This window comes from Cytobacillus sp., from assembly GCF_964223445.1.
Classification (GTDB): domain Bacteria; phylum Bacillota; class Bacilli; order Bacillales; family Cytobacillaceae; genus Cytobacillus.
In genome coordinates, this window is sequence record NZ_CAXQGS010000103.1 from 12741 (window position 1) to 29192 (window position 16452).

The following is a 16452-nucleotide window of genomic DNA, read 5'->3' on the forward strand; positions in this document are numbered from 1 at the left end:
GATTGCATCGTATTTATGTACCAAACCCAAGTACAATACTAAAAGATGAATATTAAGAGAATGCTAAGAAATAACCTGAAAATTGTAAAAGTAGATTTAAAAATTGTAAAAAAAAATGCCCGGCATCAGCCGGACAACTATTATCTTTCTATTAAGATACTTTTTCTTCCTGAGGCTTGTATTCCTCTTCCCAATACTCAGCATTTTTAATGCCAAGCTTCTTGGAATTGAATACTGGGTCAAGACCTTGTTTCTTCTGGGCCTCGTAATCTTTCAGTGCAATCAGAGCCGGTTTTCTTAAGATAACGATGGCAATTAAATTCAGCCAAACCATTAGTCCCAAGCCAACATCTCCGAGTGCCCACGCCAGGCCTGCTGTTTTAACAGCACCATAGAATGTTGCAGCAAGCAAGACAATCTTCAGAATAAACATCGCCAGCTTGCTGTTCTTGCCGCTAATCAGGTAAGCTACGTTTGTTTCAGCCATATAGTAGTAGGCCATGATGGTTGTGAAAGCAAAGAAGAAAAGAGAAACAGCAACGAATCCGGCACCGAAGCCTGGAAGAACAGATTCAACAGCTGCCTGTGTATAACCAGGACCAGCTTCCACTCCTGGAAGGTTTTCTACAATTGGAGTCTTTCCATCAGCGCCGACTGTATTGAACATTCCAGTAAATAGAATCATGAAAGCTGTTGCGGAACATACGAATAGCGTATCAATATATACAGAGAATGCCTGCACAAGACCTTGCTTGGCAGGATGGGAAACCTCAGCAGCTGCAGCAGCATGCGGGCCTGTACCCTGACCAGCTTCGTTTGAATAAATTCCGCGTTTTACACCCCAGGCGATTGCGCTTCCGATAATTCCCCCAAACATGGAGTCTGCGCCAAAGGCACTGCTGAAAATTAACGAAATTACACCAGGCAGCTCACCAATGTTCATGGCAATAATAATTAAAGCGACTAAAATATAACCCACTGCCATAAAAGGAACCGTATATTGAGCTACAGTTGCAATACGCTTAACACCGCCGAAAATAATCAGTGCAAGTAACCCGATAATTATAAGACCTGTTACTGTTTTATCTATCCCAAATGCATTTTCCATTCCAAGTGCAATTGAGTTTGACTGGATGCCAGGCATTAAAAGCGCCATAGCCAGCAATGCAGAAATAGCGAAAAGGACTGCAAACCATTTAATTCCGATTCCCTTTTCAATATAATAGGCCGGACCGCCTCGGTAAAGCCCATCTTTTTTCACTTTGTAAATCTGTGCCAGCGTTGATTCAACGAATGCACTGCCTGCTCCGATAAAAGCGATGGCCCACATCCAGAATACAGCACCAGGTCCACCCATTGCGATGGCAGTCGCAGTACCTGCGATGTTACCAGTTCCTACACGGCCGGAAAGAGCAATAGATAAGGCCTGGAAAGATGAAACGCCCGCTGCGGAACTTTTCCCTTGAAACATGAGCAGTACCATATCCTTGATATGGCGGACCTGCAAAAATCGAGTTAAGACTGAGAAGAACAACCCTATTGCTAAACAGATGTAAATAACAGGTGTGCTCCATAATATGCCGTTTAGCTGATTAACAAAAGCTTCCAAATAACTTCCCCCTTTTTCATATATATTCTGAATCTTTTTCCTATTAGGAATTATAGAATAAATACTGTTATAAGACAATGTTTTTTTCACGGACTCTGGTAAAAATGTCATAGAAATTGTGGCATTTCCCTTAAAAAAACCCGTTTTTATCATAGTTTACAGGATATATAAAGATTAGAGTAATAGCATAACCCTTCCTCTTTTTTGAAATTTTTAGTATTATATATTTAGGGAAACGAAATGTTGACCGGAAAGAAGTGTTTCAAACATGATAAAACAGACGAAAAGAAATTTAATGATCATGTGGTTTGCCAATTTCTTTGTGGCAGGCAGCATGACGATGGTGCTTCCCTTTATTTCGTTATATATAGAAAGTTTTGGCGACCACTCTCCAACTTATGTGCAGCATTGGTCAGGGTGGACGTTTGCGATCACATTTGTGACTGCGTTTCTTTTTTCACCTGTGTGGGGAAGAATCGGGGACCTTTTTGGGCGAAGGAAAATATTGATTCTGTCCGGAATCGGGATGGGCATTTCCATCTTCCTGATGGGGTACGTGACAAACGTCTGGCAGCTGTTTTTTCTCAGGCTGTTTACGGGAATTTTTACAGGCTTCATCGGAATGTCCCAGGCGTTTATTTCCACGCAGACTCCGAAGGAAATTGCCGGCAGGGTGATGGGGACACTGCAGACCGGAAGCATAACAGGTTCATTGATGGGCCCTCTTCTCGGCGGAGTCCTCGCTGATTTATTCGGATTTTCAGATACCTTTAAATGGACCTCCATCGCCATCTTTGTTTCTGCCTTTCTTGTTTTTTTTACAAAAGAACACAAAGTTCAAACAAAAAAGGGCGAGCAGACAAGGTATTCAAGCAAGGCAGTCATCCAGCATATTATCAGCAATCCTGTCCTGCTGACAGTCATGCTGATATCAACGCTTGTTCAAATCGCCCACTTCAGCATCCAGCCTATATTATCTTTATATGTCAGTGAATTGCATGGACCGGAAAATCTGGCATTCTTTGCGGGAATTGCTTTTTCGGCTGCAGGGCTTGGCAATCTGCTGATGGCCAGGCAATGGGGAAAAATCGGAGACCAGCATGGCTATATTAAAACATTGGTTATTCTCCTCTTCCTCGCAGGCGTGTTTTATCTGCCGGGAGGATTTGTCTCAAACATGTGGCAGCTTGTTCTTGTCCGCTTCGCGCTTGGAATAACCATCGGAGGCATCATCCCTGTCCGGATCGCTTATATCCGCCAGGAAGCACCGGTCGCCATGCAAGGTGAAGTGCTTGGCTACAACACTAGCCTCCGCTTTTTCGGCAACATCATCGGACCGGTCATCGGCGGTTTGATCTCAGGCTATCTGGGTTTTTCTGCAGTGTTCGTTGTCACAAGCTTACTCCTCATCCTGAGCGGGCTGATTCTGCTCGGAGCGATGAACCGCCATCCCAAGCTTGCGAAGGATTCTTATTAGTAACTGGAAAAGCTGCCTTAAAAAGGCAGCTTTTCATTATTCTTTAAAATGGCATACGCCAAGCTTATTGCCGTCAGGATCTTCAAACTCAAACCACTTTACCGTTTCATCCGCCTGGATTGGACCGGTTTTCACCTTTTGTCCTGCCAGATGCTGATGTGCTTCATCAATATCGGAAACATAAAAGTTAAATGGCATATGAGAGGAAGGAATTACTTTTTCAGAACGCACAAGGGTTAATGGCGTTTCTCCGATTTCCAGGGCTGCATACCCTCCCTTGTCATCCCTCCACCTTACCGGGAAACCAAGCACTGTACTGTACCATTCAATGGCTTTTCCAAAATCAGTAACCTGCAGAAAGACTGTATCGATTCTTGTAAACATTTGAGCCTCCATAAAAAGGATTTTATATGGAGTTTATTCAACATCTTCTTACAAAAACCTTCTGAGAAAAATAAAAAGCCAGCGTTTCCGCCGACTTTAATCTATTTTTTCGCTGCGTTGCTTGCGATATGGACAGCATCCCATACACCTGCAAAAGGCGGGGCATAACAGAGATCCACCATGCCAAGTTCTTCTGCTGCCATATGATTGTGAATGGCAACGGCAAATACGTCAATTCGGAGAACCACCCCTTTATTGCCGATGGCGTGGGCTCCGAGGATTCGATTTGTTCCTTTTTCGCAGATCAGCTTGATCCAAATAGGAGTCTGATTCGGGTAGTAGCTTGGATGGTCTGCGGCTTTCACGAATTCAGTTGTATAGCCAATGCCAAGCATTTTTGCATCCTCCTCGGAAAGTCCCGTTCTTCCAAGCTCCATATTAAAAATTTTAATCGCGGCGCTTCCCAGAGTTCCTACATATTTTTCATGGCTGCCGGCTATATTGGCCCCAGCCAGCCGGCCGCATTTATTCGCGTTTGTTCCAAGCGGAATATAATCATTTTCTTCAAGCACTTTGTGATAAACCTGAGCGCAGTCACCCGCTGCATAAACACCTTCAATATTGGTCTGCATTTCACGGTCAATGATGATGGCTCCATTTTTAGCCAGCTCTATACCCGATCCTTCCAGAAACTTCGTAGCAGGCTTTACACCTACAGCAACTAGCACTAAATCTGCTTTATAAGTGCCTTTATCCGTTTTGACACTCTCCACTTTCCCTTTGCCGCTGAAGCTTTCTACCTTTTCTCCCAGGTTCATTTCTACACCGTGATCACGAATTTCTTTTTCAGCGATATCTGTTATTTCCTTATCGAAAGGAGCCAGGATTCTCTCGCCCATTTCAATGACACGCACATTTTTGCCGAGGGTTTTCATCGCTTCAACCACTTCGATTCCAATATAGCCTCCGCCGACAATGACAACATCTTTCACTTCTGATTTGCAGGAAATTTCTTTTAATATCATCCCATCTTCCATTGTTTTCAGCACTTGTACGTTCTCAAGATCGGCTCCAGGAAATGGGGGCATAATGGGAAACGTGCCTGTTCCGATCATCAGCTTATCGTATGTATCCGTAAACATTTTTCCTGATGCAAGGTCTTTAACTGTTACTTCCTTCTTGCTTGTATCCACTTTTAATACTTCATGCTGAAGATGTGTTTTGATGTTCCTCTCAGAAAATTGCTCCTGTGTTCTTGCGATCATTTTCCGGTAATCGTCATTTTCTCCAGATATATAATAAGGAAGACCGCAGGCACCGTAAGATAAAAATTTGCCTTTTTCATAGACGGTAATTTCAGCATATTCATCCATTCTCCTTAATTTCGATGCGGCAGACATACTTGCAGCCACCCCGCCAATGACCAGCAGTTTCATCGGAATCTCTCCTCACGTTTCAATAAGGTATTCAAGATAGGTTTCGTTAAAAGTTTAAAATTATACAACATTGCTATACCCTTATAGCTATCCCATTATGGCTATTTTAAAACGTTTTTCAGGACTTCTTCCGTTACCTTTCGCACAATGCTTTCGATCATTTCTTCCGGCAGGCCGGGGGCTGTCCGGATTTTCTTCTCACTGCCTGGAACCGGTATTCCACCTGTTTTAATGCCCATATTCTCTCGGATTGAGATCAGCTCTGCAATTTGTTCTGTGCTTAGTTCGTTTGACTTTTGCATGATGTGTTCGGAATACAGCAGCATGAGTGCATAGTGTTCCAGTGATTCCATACGAAAATAGGCCTCTGTGATGTCCCTGCCCCAGGTTAGGGCTCCATGGTTAGCAAGAAGAACGGCATTGTAACCCCTGCAGTAAGGGGCAATTGAATCAGGCACTTCCTGTGTGCCCGGAGTGGCATACGGGGCAACCGGCACTTTGCCCAGCAGGACTATCGCTTCCGGTGATACAGGTTTTTCCAGGCTGATTCCGGCTATGGCAAACGAAGTGGCGACAGGCGGATGGGCATGGACAACTGCCTTTGCTTCAGGGTTTTCCTGATACACTCTGAGGTGCATTTTTACTTCGGATGATGGCTTCAGATTGCCTTCAAGCACATTTCCAGAAAGATCCACTTTGACCATCATTTCAGGGGTCATAAACCCTTTGCTTACACTAGTTGGTGTTGTCCAGAGTTCATAGTCCCCCACCTTAATGGAGATATTTCCGTCGTTTGCTGCAACGAAGTTCTTATTGTACACTCTTCTGCCGATTTCGCAGATCAGTTCCTTTGCTTCCCAATCGCTTACATATGTATTTTGAACAGCCATGGCTGTCAGCTCCCTTCCTAAACACATTCACTCCTTATTGTATATTCAAAAACAATTTGCATCAGCAATTTTTATAAGTTTTCTTCTTTCGCTAAAATATGATCATTTCCGCGGAAATATTATGTAATTCGAGTCATTCATTCTTTTAAAAAAAACCGCCGATCAGAGGATCGGACGGTTCTTCGGGGGTATGATGATGCTTGCTTATTTCACACGAGGATATCCAAAGCCTGATGCATAATCGTCACCAGCTGCTGCTCCGTATCCGCCTTTAATGTCATATTGCTTGGCACGGTTTTGAAGCTCTGCGCGAAGCTGAGTATGACTCATGGATGGGCTGGATGACCAAATTTTTGCTGCAAGGCCGGCTACATGAGGTGTAGCCATGGATGTTCCGCTAATCGTGTTATAGCCTCCGTTATACCAAGTAGACTCGATGCTTGCTCCCGGTGCAGACACTTCCACGTCTTTTTCCTGAATGACATAGTCACCGTCAGTGCTAGGGTTTCCGCGGGACGAGAAGTTGGCTACACGGTATGTACCGTTTTGCTGAACGTTTTCAAGGGCTGCAACCGCAATCGCATTCTTTAATGCTCCAGGATAGCCGATTGTATTAGCGCTGTAGCCGGAATTTCCTGCTGCGGCAACAACAAGGACACCTTTGCTGTAGGCATAATCAACCGCACTGCTGATTAGAGAATCTTTACCGCTTGAACCAAGTGACATATTGATGACCACTTTTGATCCTGTACGGGATGCTTCGTCTGCAACATGGCGGATTGCTGCTGCAATATCATCTGAGTAGCCTGAGCCATTATCGCCAAGCACCTTGTATGCCCATAATTTCGCCTGTGGAGCTACTCCATAAATTCCCTGTCCATCATATCCCCCATGTGCCAAAACGGTCCCGGCTACATGTGTGCCATGTCCCTGACGATCAGTGCATGAGCCATTTACAATCGGGCTGGATTGAGTGAAATCCTTACATTGCTCTGCTGAGCCTTCCAGGTCGATATGACTTGTATAAACACCTGTATCAAGAACAGCAACCTTTATTCCGCTTCCGCCTGACGTACTCGTAATGCTGCTGTTATTATAGATGGAAGCAATTCCCCATGGTGTCTGATCACTAGGATATCCTGCTGCCTGAATAGAAACAGAATCTTTCTTGGACGCTTCCGTTCTGGCAGTATCAAGAGTAACTTCGTTTACCTTTTCAATCTTTAAGTTCTTATTTTTCAGCAGTGCCTGGTATTGCTTTGCATTGACTTCCGCTGTCATGCCATCGCTGCCAAAATCCCAGCGTTTGTCCACCTGTGAATTCAGAGATGCTTTGGCGTTTGACGGCCCCTGGATTAATACCCGATAGGTTTCGTTTTGAGACTCTGGCTCTTTTGCAAATGCCCCCGCTGTGAAAACTGATAAACCCATAGTCATACTTAGAAGTGCTGCTCCTAATGCCCTTTTTTTCTTCATCCTTTTTCTCCTCTCGAATCTATATTTTTTCCTGTCGTTTCTTGTTGTAATTAAAGTATATTTAAAATATTCAGACTCTAACAATATGCTAAATTATTTAATTATCAGACTTTGGAATCAGGCCCAGAAACATAGCTTCAAAAAAAGTAACAGGGATTTAGACGGGTTTACAATTGGTTTTTACTCTCTGCGCATTGGTTACTTCATAAATTTTCCATAATTAAAAGTATTACCCCAAATTAAATAGTACATTTGATTGATGAAAAGAGTTAAATTACACTCTTTCTTTATCGGAATCAGGGATATTTTCCTAGTTGAACGCTTTAAAGATATGAAGAATAGAAGCAAAAGCATGAAAATGCCTCCTGACCACTGGGCCAGGAGGCTATATTATTTCTATTTAAACATTTTAGACAGACTTTCAGTGAACGGCGCATAAGCTATGCCATTCTCCGTGATAATGCCTGTGATCAGTTCATGATCTGTTACATCGAATGCTGGATTATAGGTTTGCACACCCTCTGGCGCCATCCGCTTTTCGTACCATTTAGACGTAATCTCTTCTGAATCTCTTAATTCAATATGAATATCGTCCCCTGTCTGGCATGCGAGATCGACTGTTGACAGCGGGGCACAAACATAGAATGGTATTTTATAATGTTTTGCAAGAATCGCAACGCCTGATGTTCCAATCTTATTGGCTGCATCCCCATTGGCTGCAACACGGTCACAGCCGACAAGTACCGCTTGAACCTTGCCTTCTTTCATGACGATGCTGGCCATATTATCGCAGATCAGCGTAACATCGACCCCTGCTTCTTCGAGCTCCCATGCAGTCAGGCGGGCCCCCTGCAGAAGCGGACGGGTTTCATCGGCATATACTTTAAAATCATAGCCCTTTTCCTGCCCTAAATAAATCGGAGCAAGAGCTGTCCCATATTTAGCGGTCGCAATCGTACCGGCATTGCAGTGTGTCAGAATGCCCCATCCAGGCTCAAGAACGGAAAGCGCGTGCTGTCCGATCGACTCGCACACTTTTTCATCCTCAGCGCGGATTTTTTCTGCTTCCACTTTCAGGGCTTGCTTTATATCAGCTGCTGCTTTGCCTTCTTCCTTCTGAAAACAGGCTTCCATGCGGTCGAGCGCCCAAAACAGATTAACCGCAGTTGGCCGCGATGACGCCAGGAATTCCTTCGCCTTTTTAAAATCCTGATAAAGTTCTTCATAGCTCACTGCCGCTGATTGCTTTGTGCCCAAATAGACACCGTAAGCCGCGGCTATTCCAATGGCAGGTGCACCTCGGACCTTTAAATGATAGATTGCATCCCAAATATCCTTTAACTCTTTCAAATGCAAAAAGTTCTTTTCATTCGGCAGAACTGTTTGATCTAATAGAATAAGCGTGTCGGTTTCATCATCCAATCTGACAGACTGGATGACATCCACTGGTTTCCCCATCATGCTTCCTCCTTTAGAATCTTTTTTCACAGTCTTTTAGCACACTCACAAAATCCGCTCCTGTTTTAAAAGATTCCCTATCCATAATAAACATTTTACCGGCTGCCAGACAAATTTTTTCCGCTGCAGCTCTGCTGCTGTAATCTTCAATGGAGGTGACATCCTTTACAGATGCCAGCCCGATAATTCTCCTGCACAGTTCAAGTCCGGCTGCAGCTGCTGTGTCACGCAGAACTGTATCCAGATAATATTCTTTAAATCCCTCATAGCGCGCTGTTTGCTCAGTTGCTTTCGCATCCCATGCCTGTACAAATTTCGTTTTGAACAAGTCGATAATATCTTCCATTGTATTTTCGAGATATTCCAGCTGAACCTGTCTTTCTTCACCATCAGCCATTGTATATTTCGCGTTCACATAGGCGAAAATCAGGTTGGCAATCACGTTGCCGACATCGTAGCCGGCAGGGCCGCAGAATGCGAATTCGGGATCAATGATTTTAGTAGAATCTTCTTTTACAAAAATCGAGCCTGTGTGCAGATCGCCATGCAGAAGGGACTGGGCATGGGTCATAAACTCGAATTTAAGCTTTGCAGTTTCAAGCTGAAGCTTCGGGTCTTCCCATATTTCCTTTTTGGCAAATTCCCTGGTGCCTTCAAACACTTCATTTCTCGGACAATCGTAAAACGGTTCTGTGAAGACGAGGTCCTCTGAAATTTCGCATAATTCCGGGTTGGTGAATTTTTGGACCAGCTCTTTCTTTTCCTTATGCCCCATTACAACATCGGAAGTAAGCAAAAGGGTATTTACCAGGAAAGTCGAGATATGGTCAGCAAACAGCGGGAATTTTTCATGCCGCATTAAGGCTGTTCTCATGATGGTATAATCAGACAGATCCTCCATCGCGGTACAGTTCATAATGGGATCGTAGCTAAACACTTTTGGCACAAAACCTGGAGCGAGTTTGTTTTGCAGATCCAGAATTTCGTATTCAATGCGGTTGCGGTCAGGAGACAGCTTAAATTCATCAGAGATTCTGGCAACCGGACCAGCCTGCTTGATGATCAGAGACTTATTGTGTTTATGGTCCGTCAGCTTGAACACATAGTTTAAATTGCCATCGCCAATTTCCCTGCAGTCCAATTCGGCATCTGGAGCAAAATAATTCAGTCTTGTTTTGGCATATTCAATGGCTTCCTGTTCAGTCATTGTAAAATAGGCGGATGTAAAAACAGTCATGCAAAAAGCCTCCAATACGAATCTTTTTGATAGTCTCTATGATTTTGTGAATTTAATATATTTGAAAATATCTAAATACTATCATGTGATTGGGGGTTCGACAATATTTTTTTATATAAAAAGAAGCCGCTTTATGAGCAGCTTCAATCATTTCATTTATTTAATGCTTCTAATCGCCTGGAGGACGTTCGAATAGACTTCAAGGGATGATAAATCAATGCCAAGTGTAACGGCTTTCTTTGCCAAATCGGGTCTGACACCTGTGGCAATTGTGTTGACACCGATCAGAAGGAGGATATTCCGGATATCAAAAATATGCTTGGCGATTTCAATATCTATATTCACCGTGCCGGAAAAATCGATAATTAAGGTTTCGATTCCCAGCTGGCTTACCCGCGGAACTGTTTTCTCAATGATGATCTGTGCTCTGTCATAGTCAATATTCCCGATCAATGGAAGGATTGCAATACTGTCCTGAATCGGTACGATGGTTGCCGAAAGCTCATTTACCTGGGATTGAGTCACCTTTAATTGTTCCTCGGAGTGGCGCTCAAAAGCGAATACGGTTTCATTAATGCTGATGTCGAGTATGTAGTTTACTTTTTTCACAATAGAAATAACTTCATCCGCTGTTAGCTCAAACTCTTTCCCTATATTGCGCAATCTATCGGTAAAAACGAGGCGAGTGTCCGGATATCTGGTGACTATATCGGAAATTTTTCCTCCCATGGAGGCAGCCCGTTCGCCGTTTCCTTTACTCCATTCGACCAATCCTTCAGGAACCCGGTCTTCAATGTTCGCAATCATGGTTCCCAGATATTTTATAAACTCAACATACATCGAAACGGCCGCATCAAATTCCTGTTTGGGAATTTCGAAACCAAACCGGTTTACAATTTCTGCAACAATCTCTTCGGATAAAACCTCCGCATTTTGAGTAAGATACGCTGAAACATTTTGAATTGGCTCCATATGTGTGTATATCCCCTCTCTTATATGTTGCTTCGATTATATCCTACTATATCTTCAAAATGACAGAATGGGAAATAAATAGGAGGAAATCCTTAAGAGGAAAAGTCATTACGTATGATTTTAAAGGCATCCTCATACTCTTCTTCCCTTATATCGCTGATAAGCAGGGATTCAAACTTTTTGTAAAGCTCCCGGATATTGGGATCGCTGTTGATCAGAGGCAGTTTGTTTTGATAGTCTTCTTCCGACTCAAAAAAACTGATTTCTGTCCACTTTGTCTCATCTTTTATGTTTTTTAACATTTTGGTCTGAACATCGATGTAATTCCGGTAGATTTGACCAGCTTTCCGCTGGATCACCATCAGTTCCTGTTCGTTTTCCGGGCGGATATGATATTGATAGAGTTTTATGTACATGGCAGCTCCTTTGGTTGCTGTCGTTAGGGCGAAACTTGGGATGTTATGAGCGATTTTTGTATTTATGGGCGAAATTCCTATTTTATGAGCGATTTTTTTGTGTTTATGAGCGAAATCCCCATTTTATAAGCGAATCCGGGTTTTGAGAGACATTCAGAAAAAAAGCGATTCTCAGCCCGCAGCAGTTTTTCAATTTCCCAGTTTTTTGTAGAAGCCCAATGCTTCTATTAAAAACTCAATATCATACCCTGTCTTTTCATGAATCCGGGCTGCCCATTCTTCAATAGTATCCGCAGGGGCGTCATGATACAGGCCTTCTGTAGTACTGAGAAAGCTTTTCCAATTATAAAATTCCCAGTGGGCGGTTTCGTTTTTATAGGGAATCCGCTGTTCCAGCAATGCCTTTGGATAAATAGTGTGTTGAGACCGTTCAGCTGCTTTCAGGAAACTGTTCATGTCTGCTGTATCCGTATCATAACTCTGCCGCGATATTTTTCCGTTCGGGCGGTGATAGGTAATTTCCAGCTGTCCGTCTTCAAATGAGACCTGAACATCTGCCGCTGGAAAAAATCCGCTTACTTTTTCCGGCGTAAAGTCTCTTGCCTCTGGATCAATCAATATGGGCTGCAGCCATTGATCACCCAGATCGCATAGATAGCGGCGCCCCTCTTCATCCACTGCCACCACTGCCGCATGGGCAGAAGGCGTTTTCAATTCGTGGCCAACCGGATAGGCCTCGATTCCAGCCTCCTTAAATTCATGCAGGAGCCAGATCGCCAGGTCAAAACAGTTTCCGGTAATACCATATTGGGCACGGTGCTCCTTCATTAAGGAAACATCCCGCTGCTTTTTAATTCCTGCTTTATCGTAAAACCATGCTTTTGTCAGGGTCTCCATCGGAAAACAGTCAAACCTTTTCCAAATCGACAATATTGAATGGGGTGCGTTCAACATGATCATCCTCTCATATCTATACCTTTTTACTATTCTTTTTCGATTGTAAAATTCCTCTTCCTTTTGTTTGAACTGTGATGTATGATAGAGTATTTTCAGAAGAACGCATTTAAAGGAGGCTTCATATGGCCAAGTACAGAGGATACATAGGGACATACACAAAGGGTGAAAGTGAAGGGATTTATACATTTATTCTGGATACAGAAGCAGGCAAAATTTCCGATGTGAAATCGGCAGCGAAATTGAATAATCCCACTTATTTAACGATCAGCCGGAATAATCAATTTTTATACTCGGTAGCCAAGGAAGGCGAATCCGGCGGAGTAGCTGCGTATCGCCTGGAAAGCAGCAGCGGTTCACTTGAGAAGATCAACAGCCAGGTAGCAGAAGGCTCTCCTCCTTGCCATGTCAGTGTGGATTCATCCGTACGTTATGTCTTCAGTGCAAACTACCATAAAGGGACAGTAGAGTCTTACTTAACAAATGAAGATGGCTCTCTAAACCCTGCAATTTCAGTTATTGAACATAGCGGATCCGGTCCTGACAGCAGGCAGGAAAAGCCGCATACTCATTATGCCGGACTTACTCCGGACGAAATGTATTTAGTTGCAGTTGACCTGGGAACGGACCAGGTAATTACGTATGAAATGAATGAAGGGATTCTGAAGGAAAAAAGCACCCTGACTGTAAAGCCGGGAAGCGGTCCGAGACACCTTGTGTTCCATCCAAATCGAAAGTACGCTTATGTGATGACCGAGTTTAGCTCTGAGGTTCTTTTGCTTCAATATCATCAGGATGGAAGCTTAGTTCAAAAGCAGGCTATTTCCACTCTACCGGAAGGTTTTACGGAGAATAACCAGGGAAGTGCCATTCATATTTCTTCTGACGGGCGCTTCATTTATGCCGGCAACCGCGGGCACGACAGCATTGCTGTGTTCTCCGTCAATCAGGATAATGGCGAGCTTGCGTTTGTGGAACATACCTCCACAGAAGGAAACTGGCCGCGCGACTTTGTGCTTGATCCAACCGAAAAATTTGTGATTGGCTCCAACCAAAATTCGAGCAATATTGTTTTGTATTCCCGTGATGATAATACCGGGAAGCTTTCATTGCTTCAATCTGATGTTATGGTTCCGGATCCGGTTTGTGTGAAGTTTTTACACTCATAAGATAATGAAGAGAAAGAGCCTGTATGAGCGCTCTTTCTTTTTTATATTTTAAACTTCAACGCTTTTTCGTGAAGCTCCTGTGCCATGTCAGCAAGTACGCCTGTTGCGGAAGATACCTCTTCAATGGCAGCGCTCTGCTCTTCCGTTGCACTTGCAACCTCCTGAGTGTGCGATGCTGCCTGAACGGCATATTCATCTACCGCGTTAAAGGAGGTCGACAGCTGGCTGGTGCTGTGCTGAATCTTTTTAATTGAACCTGAAACAAGCTCCATTTGTCCATACGTTTCTTTTACAGCAGCGGAAATCTCCTCAAAAGAATTCCAGGCCTCACTAAAAAGAGTAATTCCTTCTTTTACAGTTCCTTCCCCTTTTGAAATAGACTCAACGGCGATTTTGGTTCGATCCTGGATATCAAGAATGAGAGATGAGATTTGTTTTGCTGATGTACTTGATTGTTCTGCGAGTTTTCGGACTTCATCAGCTACAACCGCAAATCCTTTTCCATGCTCTCCAGCCCTGGCAGCCTCGATTGCAGCATTAAGAGCAAGCAAGTTGGTCTGATCTGCAATCTGACTGATGATTGAAAGAATCTTTTCAATCTCTGCGGACTTTTCATCCAGCCTATGAATAATGCTTCCAGTCTCATCCGTGTTTTGGCTGATTATTTCCATCTGCTTTATGGCACGATTAACGATCAGCATGCCGTCTTCTGACTTTGCAGCAGTATATTCAGAAGCCTGGGCTACTTTTCCGGCCATAGAAGAAATTTCTCTGACATCTTCTGTAATTTGGCTGATATGTTCACGGGATTCGACAACTTTTCCAACTTGCCCTTCAGTCCCTTCTGATACTTCCTGGATGGAACCGGCAATCTGGTCTGTGGCCTTCGCTGCTTCGTCAGCATTAGCATTCAGCTGTTCCGCAGAGGCTGCCACCTGCTGAGAGGTATCCATCACATTGGTAATTAACTCTTTTAAGTGCTCTGTCATTTCATTGTAGCTTGATACAAGCTTTCCGAGTTCATCCTTCTGGGAAGAATGGAGCTTCTCGCCAGAAAGGTCACCCTGTGCCAGTCTATACATGCCTGACTGTATTTTTCCAAGCCTTGTATTGAAATCTTTCATAAAGAAATAAACAATCAGCAGGCCTGCGAGCACAGATACAGCAGCAATAACTAATGACTTATTCAAAAAATCCGCCCTTATCAGCAGTGCAAGCTTATGCATATCAAAATCAAGTCCTGCCACTCCAGCGATATTCCCATCTTCGTCTTTAAAAGCTTTTGCTAATGTAATAGTGGATTTGCCGGTTCCTGTATCAATATAAGGCTCTGTCCAGACCATCTTCCCATCAGCCAGCTTGGCACTTAAATACCAGTCACGCTGCCTCGGATCAAACTTCCTTAGATCAACCTCAGCCGGCGGGATGTTAGAGAGATAAAATTCTCCCTCATCCTCTGTTGCAAAATATAGATTTAAGGTGTTCTCGTAATTTTCTGCCCTGCTGCTCAGATATGTTTCATAGAATAGGGTTTTCAATGGATCGTTGGCAGCCGGCATATTTGTAATTTCTTTTTCCATTGTATTTGGGAATGAGTATGTATCTGACTCCATTTCTTCCGATTCTGTCAAAGCTGTAAGGAATTGCTCATAATCTGCAAAAATGTTTTTAAAATCAGGATTGATTTCTTCCAATGAGTTCTTGGGGATGATAGCATATTCAAGTACTTGAGTCTGCTGATAGGATAAAAAACCGATGATCATAAGCGGAACTAATAAAAGAAGGATCATAATCAGACTCATTTTAAATCTTAAAGTTTGATAAAATTTCATATTAGCCCTCCAAAAGTCGAAACATGTAGAATTTAAGTCTATTTTACCATCCCAAAAGATCTATAACAATTAATTTTTTGAACATTCTTAAAATTTTATTGCTATAATAAAAAACACCTCATTGCTGAGGTGTCTGTGTTTTAGCTGATATTAAAAGCAATCTTCCCCCATTGCTCCGCGTTTGCGATTTTATCAAAAGCCTGTTTGTATTGTTCCAGGTGAAATGCCTGATCCAATACCGGCCTGATTTGATGTTTTTCAATAAAATGGAGCATTTCATGGTATTCCTCTGCACTGCCCATTGTTGAGCCAAGCAGATTTTGCTGGGCATAAAAGAGGCTGCGGAGATTAAGTTCCAGCACATCGCCTGTGGAGGAGCCAAATGTAACGATGGTACCGCCATTGCGCAGGATTTCGATCGACTTATTGAATGTTGCCGGGCCAACTGATTCAATGACAAGATCCACTTTTTCCACGCCAAGAACTGCCGTCCAATCTTCACTGCTGTTCAGTGCTTTATCCGCACCGAGTTCAAGCGCTCTCTGACATTTTTCCTCCGAACGGGAAGCTGCGTAAACGGTTGCTCCCGCTGCTTTTGCGAATTGCATTAAAAAGGTGGCCACTCCTCCTCCAATACCGGGAACGAACACTTTCATTCCTGACTGAATCTTTCCTCTTGTGAACAAAGCCCTGTAGGCGGTTAGTGCTGCCAGGGATAGGACGCCCGCTTCCTCCCAGGTTAAATAGGACGGCTTGGGTGCAGCGTTTTCAGCCGGAATGGTAATATATTCGGCGAATGTGCCATGAAACGGCAAGCCGACAATTTCAAAGCCTGACGGCGGAGCATCACTCTTTTCCTTCCAGCCCAGCCCGGGATTGATGATGACTTCATCACCTGGCTTCACGTCTGTAACGCCGTTTCCGACTGCGTCTATGATTCCCGCTCCGTCTGACCCGATGACAAGCGCGGGATCCTCAGGCTTGTGGCGGTTCAGGACAAATAAATCACGATGGTTCAACCCTGCCGTTTTTAATTTCACTCTCACCTCCCCGGCACCCGGCTCGGGCTTTTCCAGTTCACCATAAGATAATCCGGCACTTCCTGCTTTTCCTTCATGAATGATCGCTTTCATTTCCTCCAC

At 43.6% G+C, this 16452-nt stretch carries 14 protein-coding genes; 2 read left to right on the forward strand and 12 right to left on the reverse strand.

What is annotated here, in order from left to right:
• Positions 1–151 precede the first annotated feature (151 nt).
• Complete coding sequence (locus ACEQ1T_RS18380; protein ID WP_206841803.1) at positions 152–1609, reverse strand: sodium:alanine symporter family protein; 1458 nt, start codon at positions 1607–1609, stop codon at positions 152–154.
• A 268-nt stretch (positions 1610–1877) separates the two neighbouring features.
• Here ACEQ1T_RS18380 and ACEQ1T_RS18385 point away from each other — a divergent pair, with 268 nt between their 5' ends.
• Positions 1878–3086 carry an MFS transporter gene (locus tag ACEQ1T_RS18385; protein WP_206841801.1) on the forward strand — a complete coding sequence of 403 codons (1209 nt, stop codon included), beginning with the start codon at positions 1878–1880 and terminating at the stop codon, positions 3084–3086.
• 36 nt (positions 3087–3122) lie between these two features.
• On the opposite strand, the gene ACEQ1T_RS18390 is transcribed toward ACEQ1T_RS18385, so the two are convergent.
• The 9 genes from ACEQ1T_RS18390 to ACEQ1T_RS18430 form a co-directional block, all read right to left on the reverse strand.
• Positions 3123–3470, reverse strand: coding sequence for a VOC family protein (locus ACEQ1T_RS18390; protein WP_370224113.1), 348 nt, complete (start codon positions 3468–3470; stop codon positions 3123–3125).
• Positions 3471–3571: 101 nt separating this feature from the next.
• On the reverse strand, positions 3572–4906 hold the full coding sequence (locus tag ACEQ1T_RS18395; protein ID WP_370224114.1) for a CoA-disulfide reductase: 1335 nt from the start codon (positions 4904–4906) through the stop codon (positions 3572–3574).
• Positions 4907–5007: 101 nt separating this feature from the next.
• A complete protein-coding gene (locus ACEQ1T_RS18400) occupies positions 5008–5796 on the reverse strand; it encodes a class II aldolase/adducin family protein (RefSeq protein ID WP_370224115.1) in 789 nt (262 codons plus the stop codon).
• Between the two features lie 204 nt (positions 5797–6000).
• The gene (locus ACEQ1T_RS18405) at positions 6001–7272 is read right to left on the reverse strand and encodes a S8 family serine peptidase (protein ID WP_206841758.1); all 1272 of its coding nucleotides are present in this window, start codon (positions 7270–7272) and stop codon (positions 6001–6003) included.
• Positions 7273–7668: 396 nt separating this feature from the next.
• Complete coding sequence (gene mtnA, locus ACEQ1T_RS18410; RefSeq protein WP_206842642.1) at positions 7669–8730, reverse strand: S-methyl-5-thioribose-1-phosphate isomerase; 1062 nt, start codon at positions 8728–8730, stop codon at positions 7669–7671.
• Between the two features lie 13 nt (positions 8731–8743).
• Complete coding sequence (mtnK, locus tag ACEQ1T_RS18415) at positions 8744–9967, reverse strand: S-methyl-5-thioribose kinase (RefSeq protein ID WP_370224116.1); 1224 nt, start codon at positions 9965–9967, stop codon at positions 8744–8746.
• 156 nt (positions 9968–10123) lie between these two features.
• Positions 10124–10939 (reverse strand): STAS domain-containing protein, encoded by an 816-nt coding sequence (locus tag ACEQ1T_RS18420; RefSeq protein ID WP_370224117.1) that lies wholly within the window; start codon positions 10937–10939, stop codon positions 10124–10126.
• A gap of 92 nt (positions 10940–11031) precedes the next feature.
• The gene (locus tag ACEQ1T_RS18425; protein ID WP_206841747.1) at positions 11032–11355 is read right to left on the reverse strand and encodes a hypothetical protein; all 324 of its coding nucleotides are present in this window, start codon (positions 11353–11355) and stop codon (positions 11032–11034) included.
• 189 nt (positions 11356–11544) lie between these two features.
• A complete protein-coding gene (locus ACEQ1T_RS18430) occupies positions 11545–12309 on the reverse strand; it encodes a hypothetical protein (RefSeq protein ID WP_370224118.1) in 765 nt (254 codons plus the stop codon).
• Between the two features lie 125 nt (positions 12310–12434).
• On the opposite strand from ACEQ1T_RS18430, the gene ACEQ1T_RS18435 reads away from it, so the two are divergent.
• Positions 12435–13478 (forward strand): lactonase family protein, encoded by a 1044-nt coding sequence (locus tag ACEQ1T_RS18435; protein ID WP_370224119.1) that lies wholly within the window; start codon positions 12435–12437, stop codon positions 13476–13478.
• Between the two features lie 41 nt (positions 13479–13519).
• Here the strand turns inward: ACEQ1T_RS18435 and ACEQ1T_RS18440 are convergent, their stop codons facing one another.
• Positions 13520–15310 (reverse strand): methyl-accepting chemotaxis protein, encoded by a 1791-nt coding sequence (locus ACEQ1T_RS18440; protein WP_370224120.1) that lies wholly within the window; start codon positions 15308–15310, stop codon positions 13520–13522.
• Between the two features lie 140 nt (positions 15311–15450).
• Positions 15451–16443 carry a zinc-binding dehydrogenase gene (locus ACEQ1T_RS18445; protein WP_370224121.1) on the reverse strand — a complete coding sequence of 331 codons (993 nt, stop codon included), beginning with the start codon at positions 16441–16443 and terminating at the stop codon, positions 15451–15453.
• Positions 16444–16452: the final 9 nt, after the last annotated feature.

Excerpts from the sequence above, each read along its gene's own strand:
- ACEQ1T_RS18385 (WP_206841801.1), top strand. The coding sequence starts at position 1,878 with ATGATAAAACAGACGAAAAGAAATTTAATGATCATGTGGTTTGCCAAT.
- ACEQ1T_RS18390 (WP_370224113.1), bottom strand. The coding sequence starts at position 3,470 with ATGTTTACAAGAATCGATACAGTCTTTCTGCAGGTTACTGATTTTGGA.
- ACEQ1T_RS18395 (WP_370224114.1), bottom strand. The coding sequence starts at position 4,906 with ATGAAACTGCTGGTCATTGGCGGGGTGGCTGCAAGTATGTCTGCCGCA.
- ACEQ1T_RS18400 (WP_370224115.1), bottom strand. The coding sequence starts at position 5,796 with ATGGCTGTTCAAAATACATATGTAAGCGATTGGGAAGCAAAGGAACTG.
- ACEQ1T_RS18405 (WP_206841758.1), bottom strand. The coding sequence starts at position 7,272 with ATGAAGAAAAAAAGGGCATTAGGAGCAGCACTTCTAAGTATGACTATG.
- mtnA (WP_206842642.1), bottom strand. The coding sequence starts at position 8,730 with ATGGGGAAACCAGTGGATGTCATCCAGTCTGTCAGATTGGATGATGAA.
- mtnK (WP_370224116.1), bottom strand. The coding sequence starts at position 9,967 with ATGACTGTTTTTACATCCGCCTATTTTACAATGACTGAACAGGAAGCC.
- ACEQ1T_RS18420 (WP_370224117.1), bottom strand. The coding sequence starts at position 10,939 with ATGGAGCCAATTCAAAATGTTTCAGCGTATCTTACTCAAAATGCGGAG.
- ACEQ1T_RS18425 (WP_206841747.1), bottom strand. The coding sequence starts at position 11,355 with ATGTACATAAAACTCTATCAATATCATATCCGCCCGGAAAACGAACAG.
- ACEQ1T_RS18430 (WP_370224118.1), bottom strand. The coding sequence starts at position 12,309 with ATGTTGAACGCACCCCATTCAATATTGTCGATTTGGAAAAGGTTTGAC.
- ACEQ1T_RS18435 (WP_370224119.1), top strand. The coding sequence starts at position 12,435 with ATGGCCAAGTACAGAGGATACATAGGGACATACACAAAGGGTGAAAGT.
- ACEQ1T_RS18440 (WP_370224120.1), bottom strand. The coding sequence starts at position 15,310 with ATGAAATTTTATCAAACTTTAAGATTTAAAATGAGTCTGATTATGATC.
- ACEQ1T_RS18445 (WP_370224121.1), bottom strand. The coding sequence starts at position 16,443 with ATGAAAGCGATCATTCATGAAGGAAAAGCAGGAAGTGCCGGATTATCT.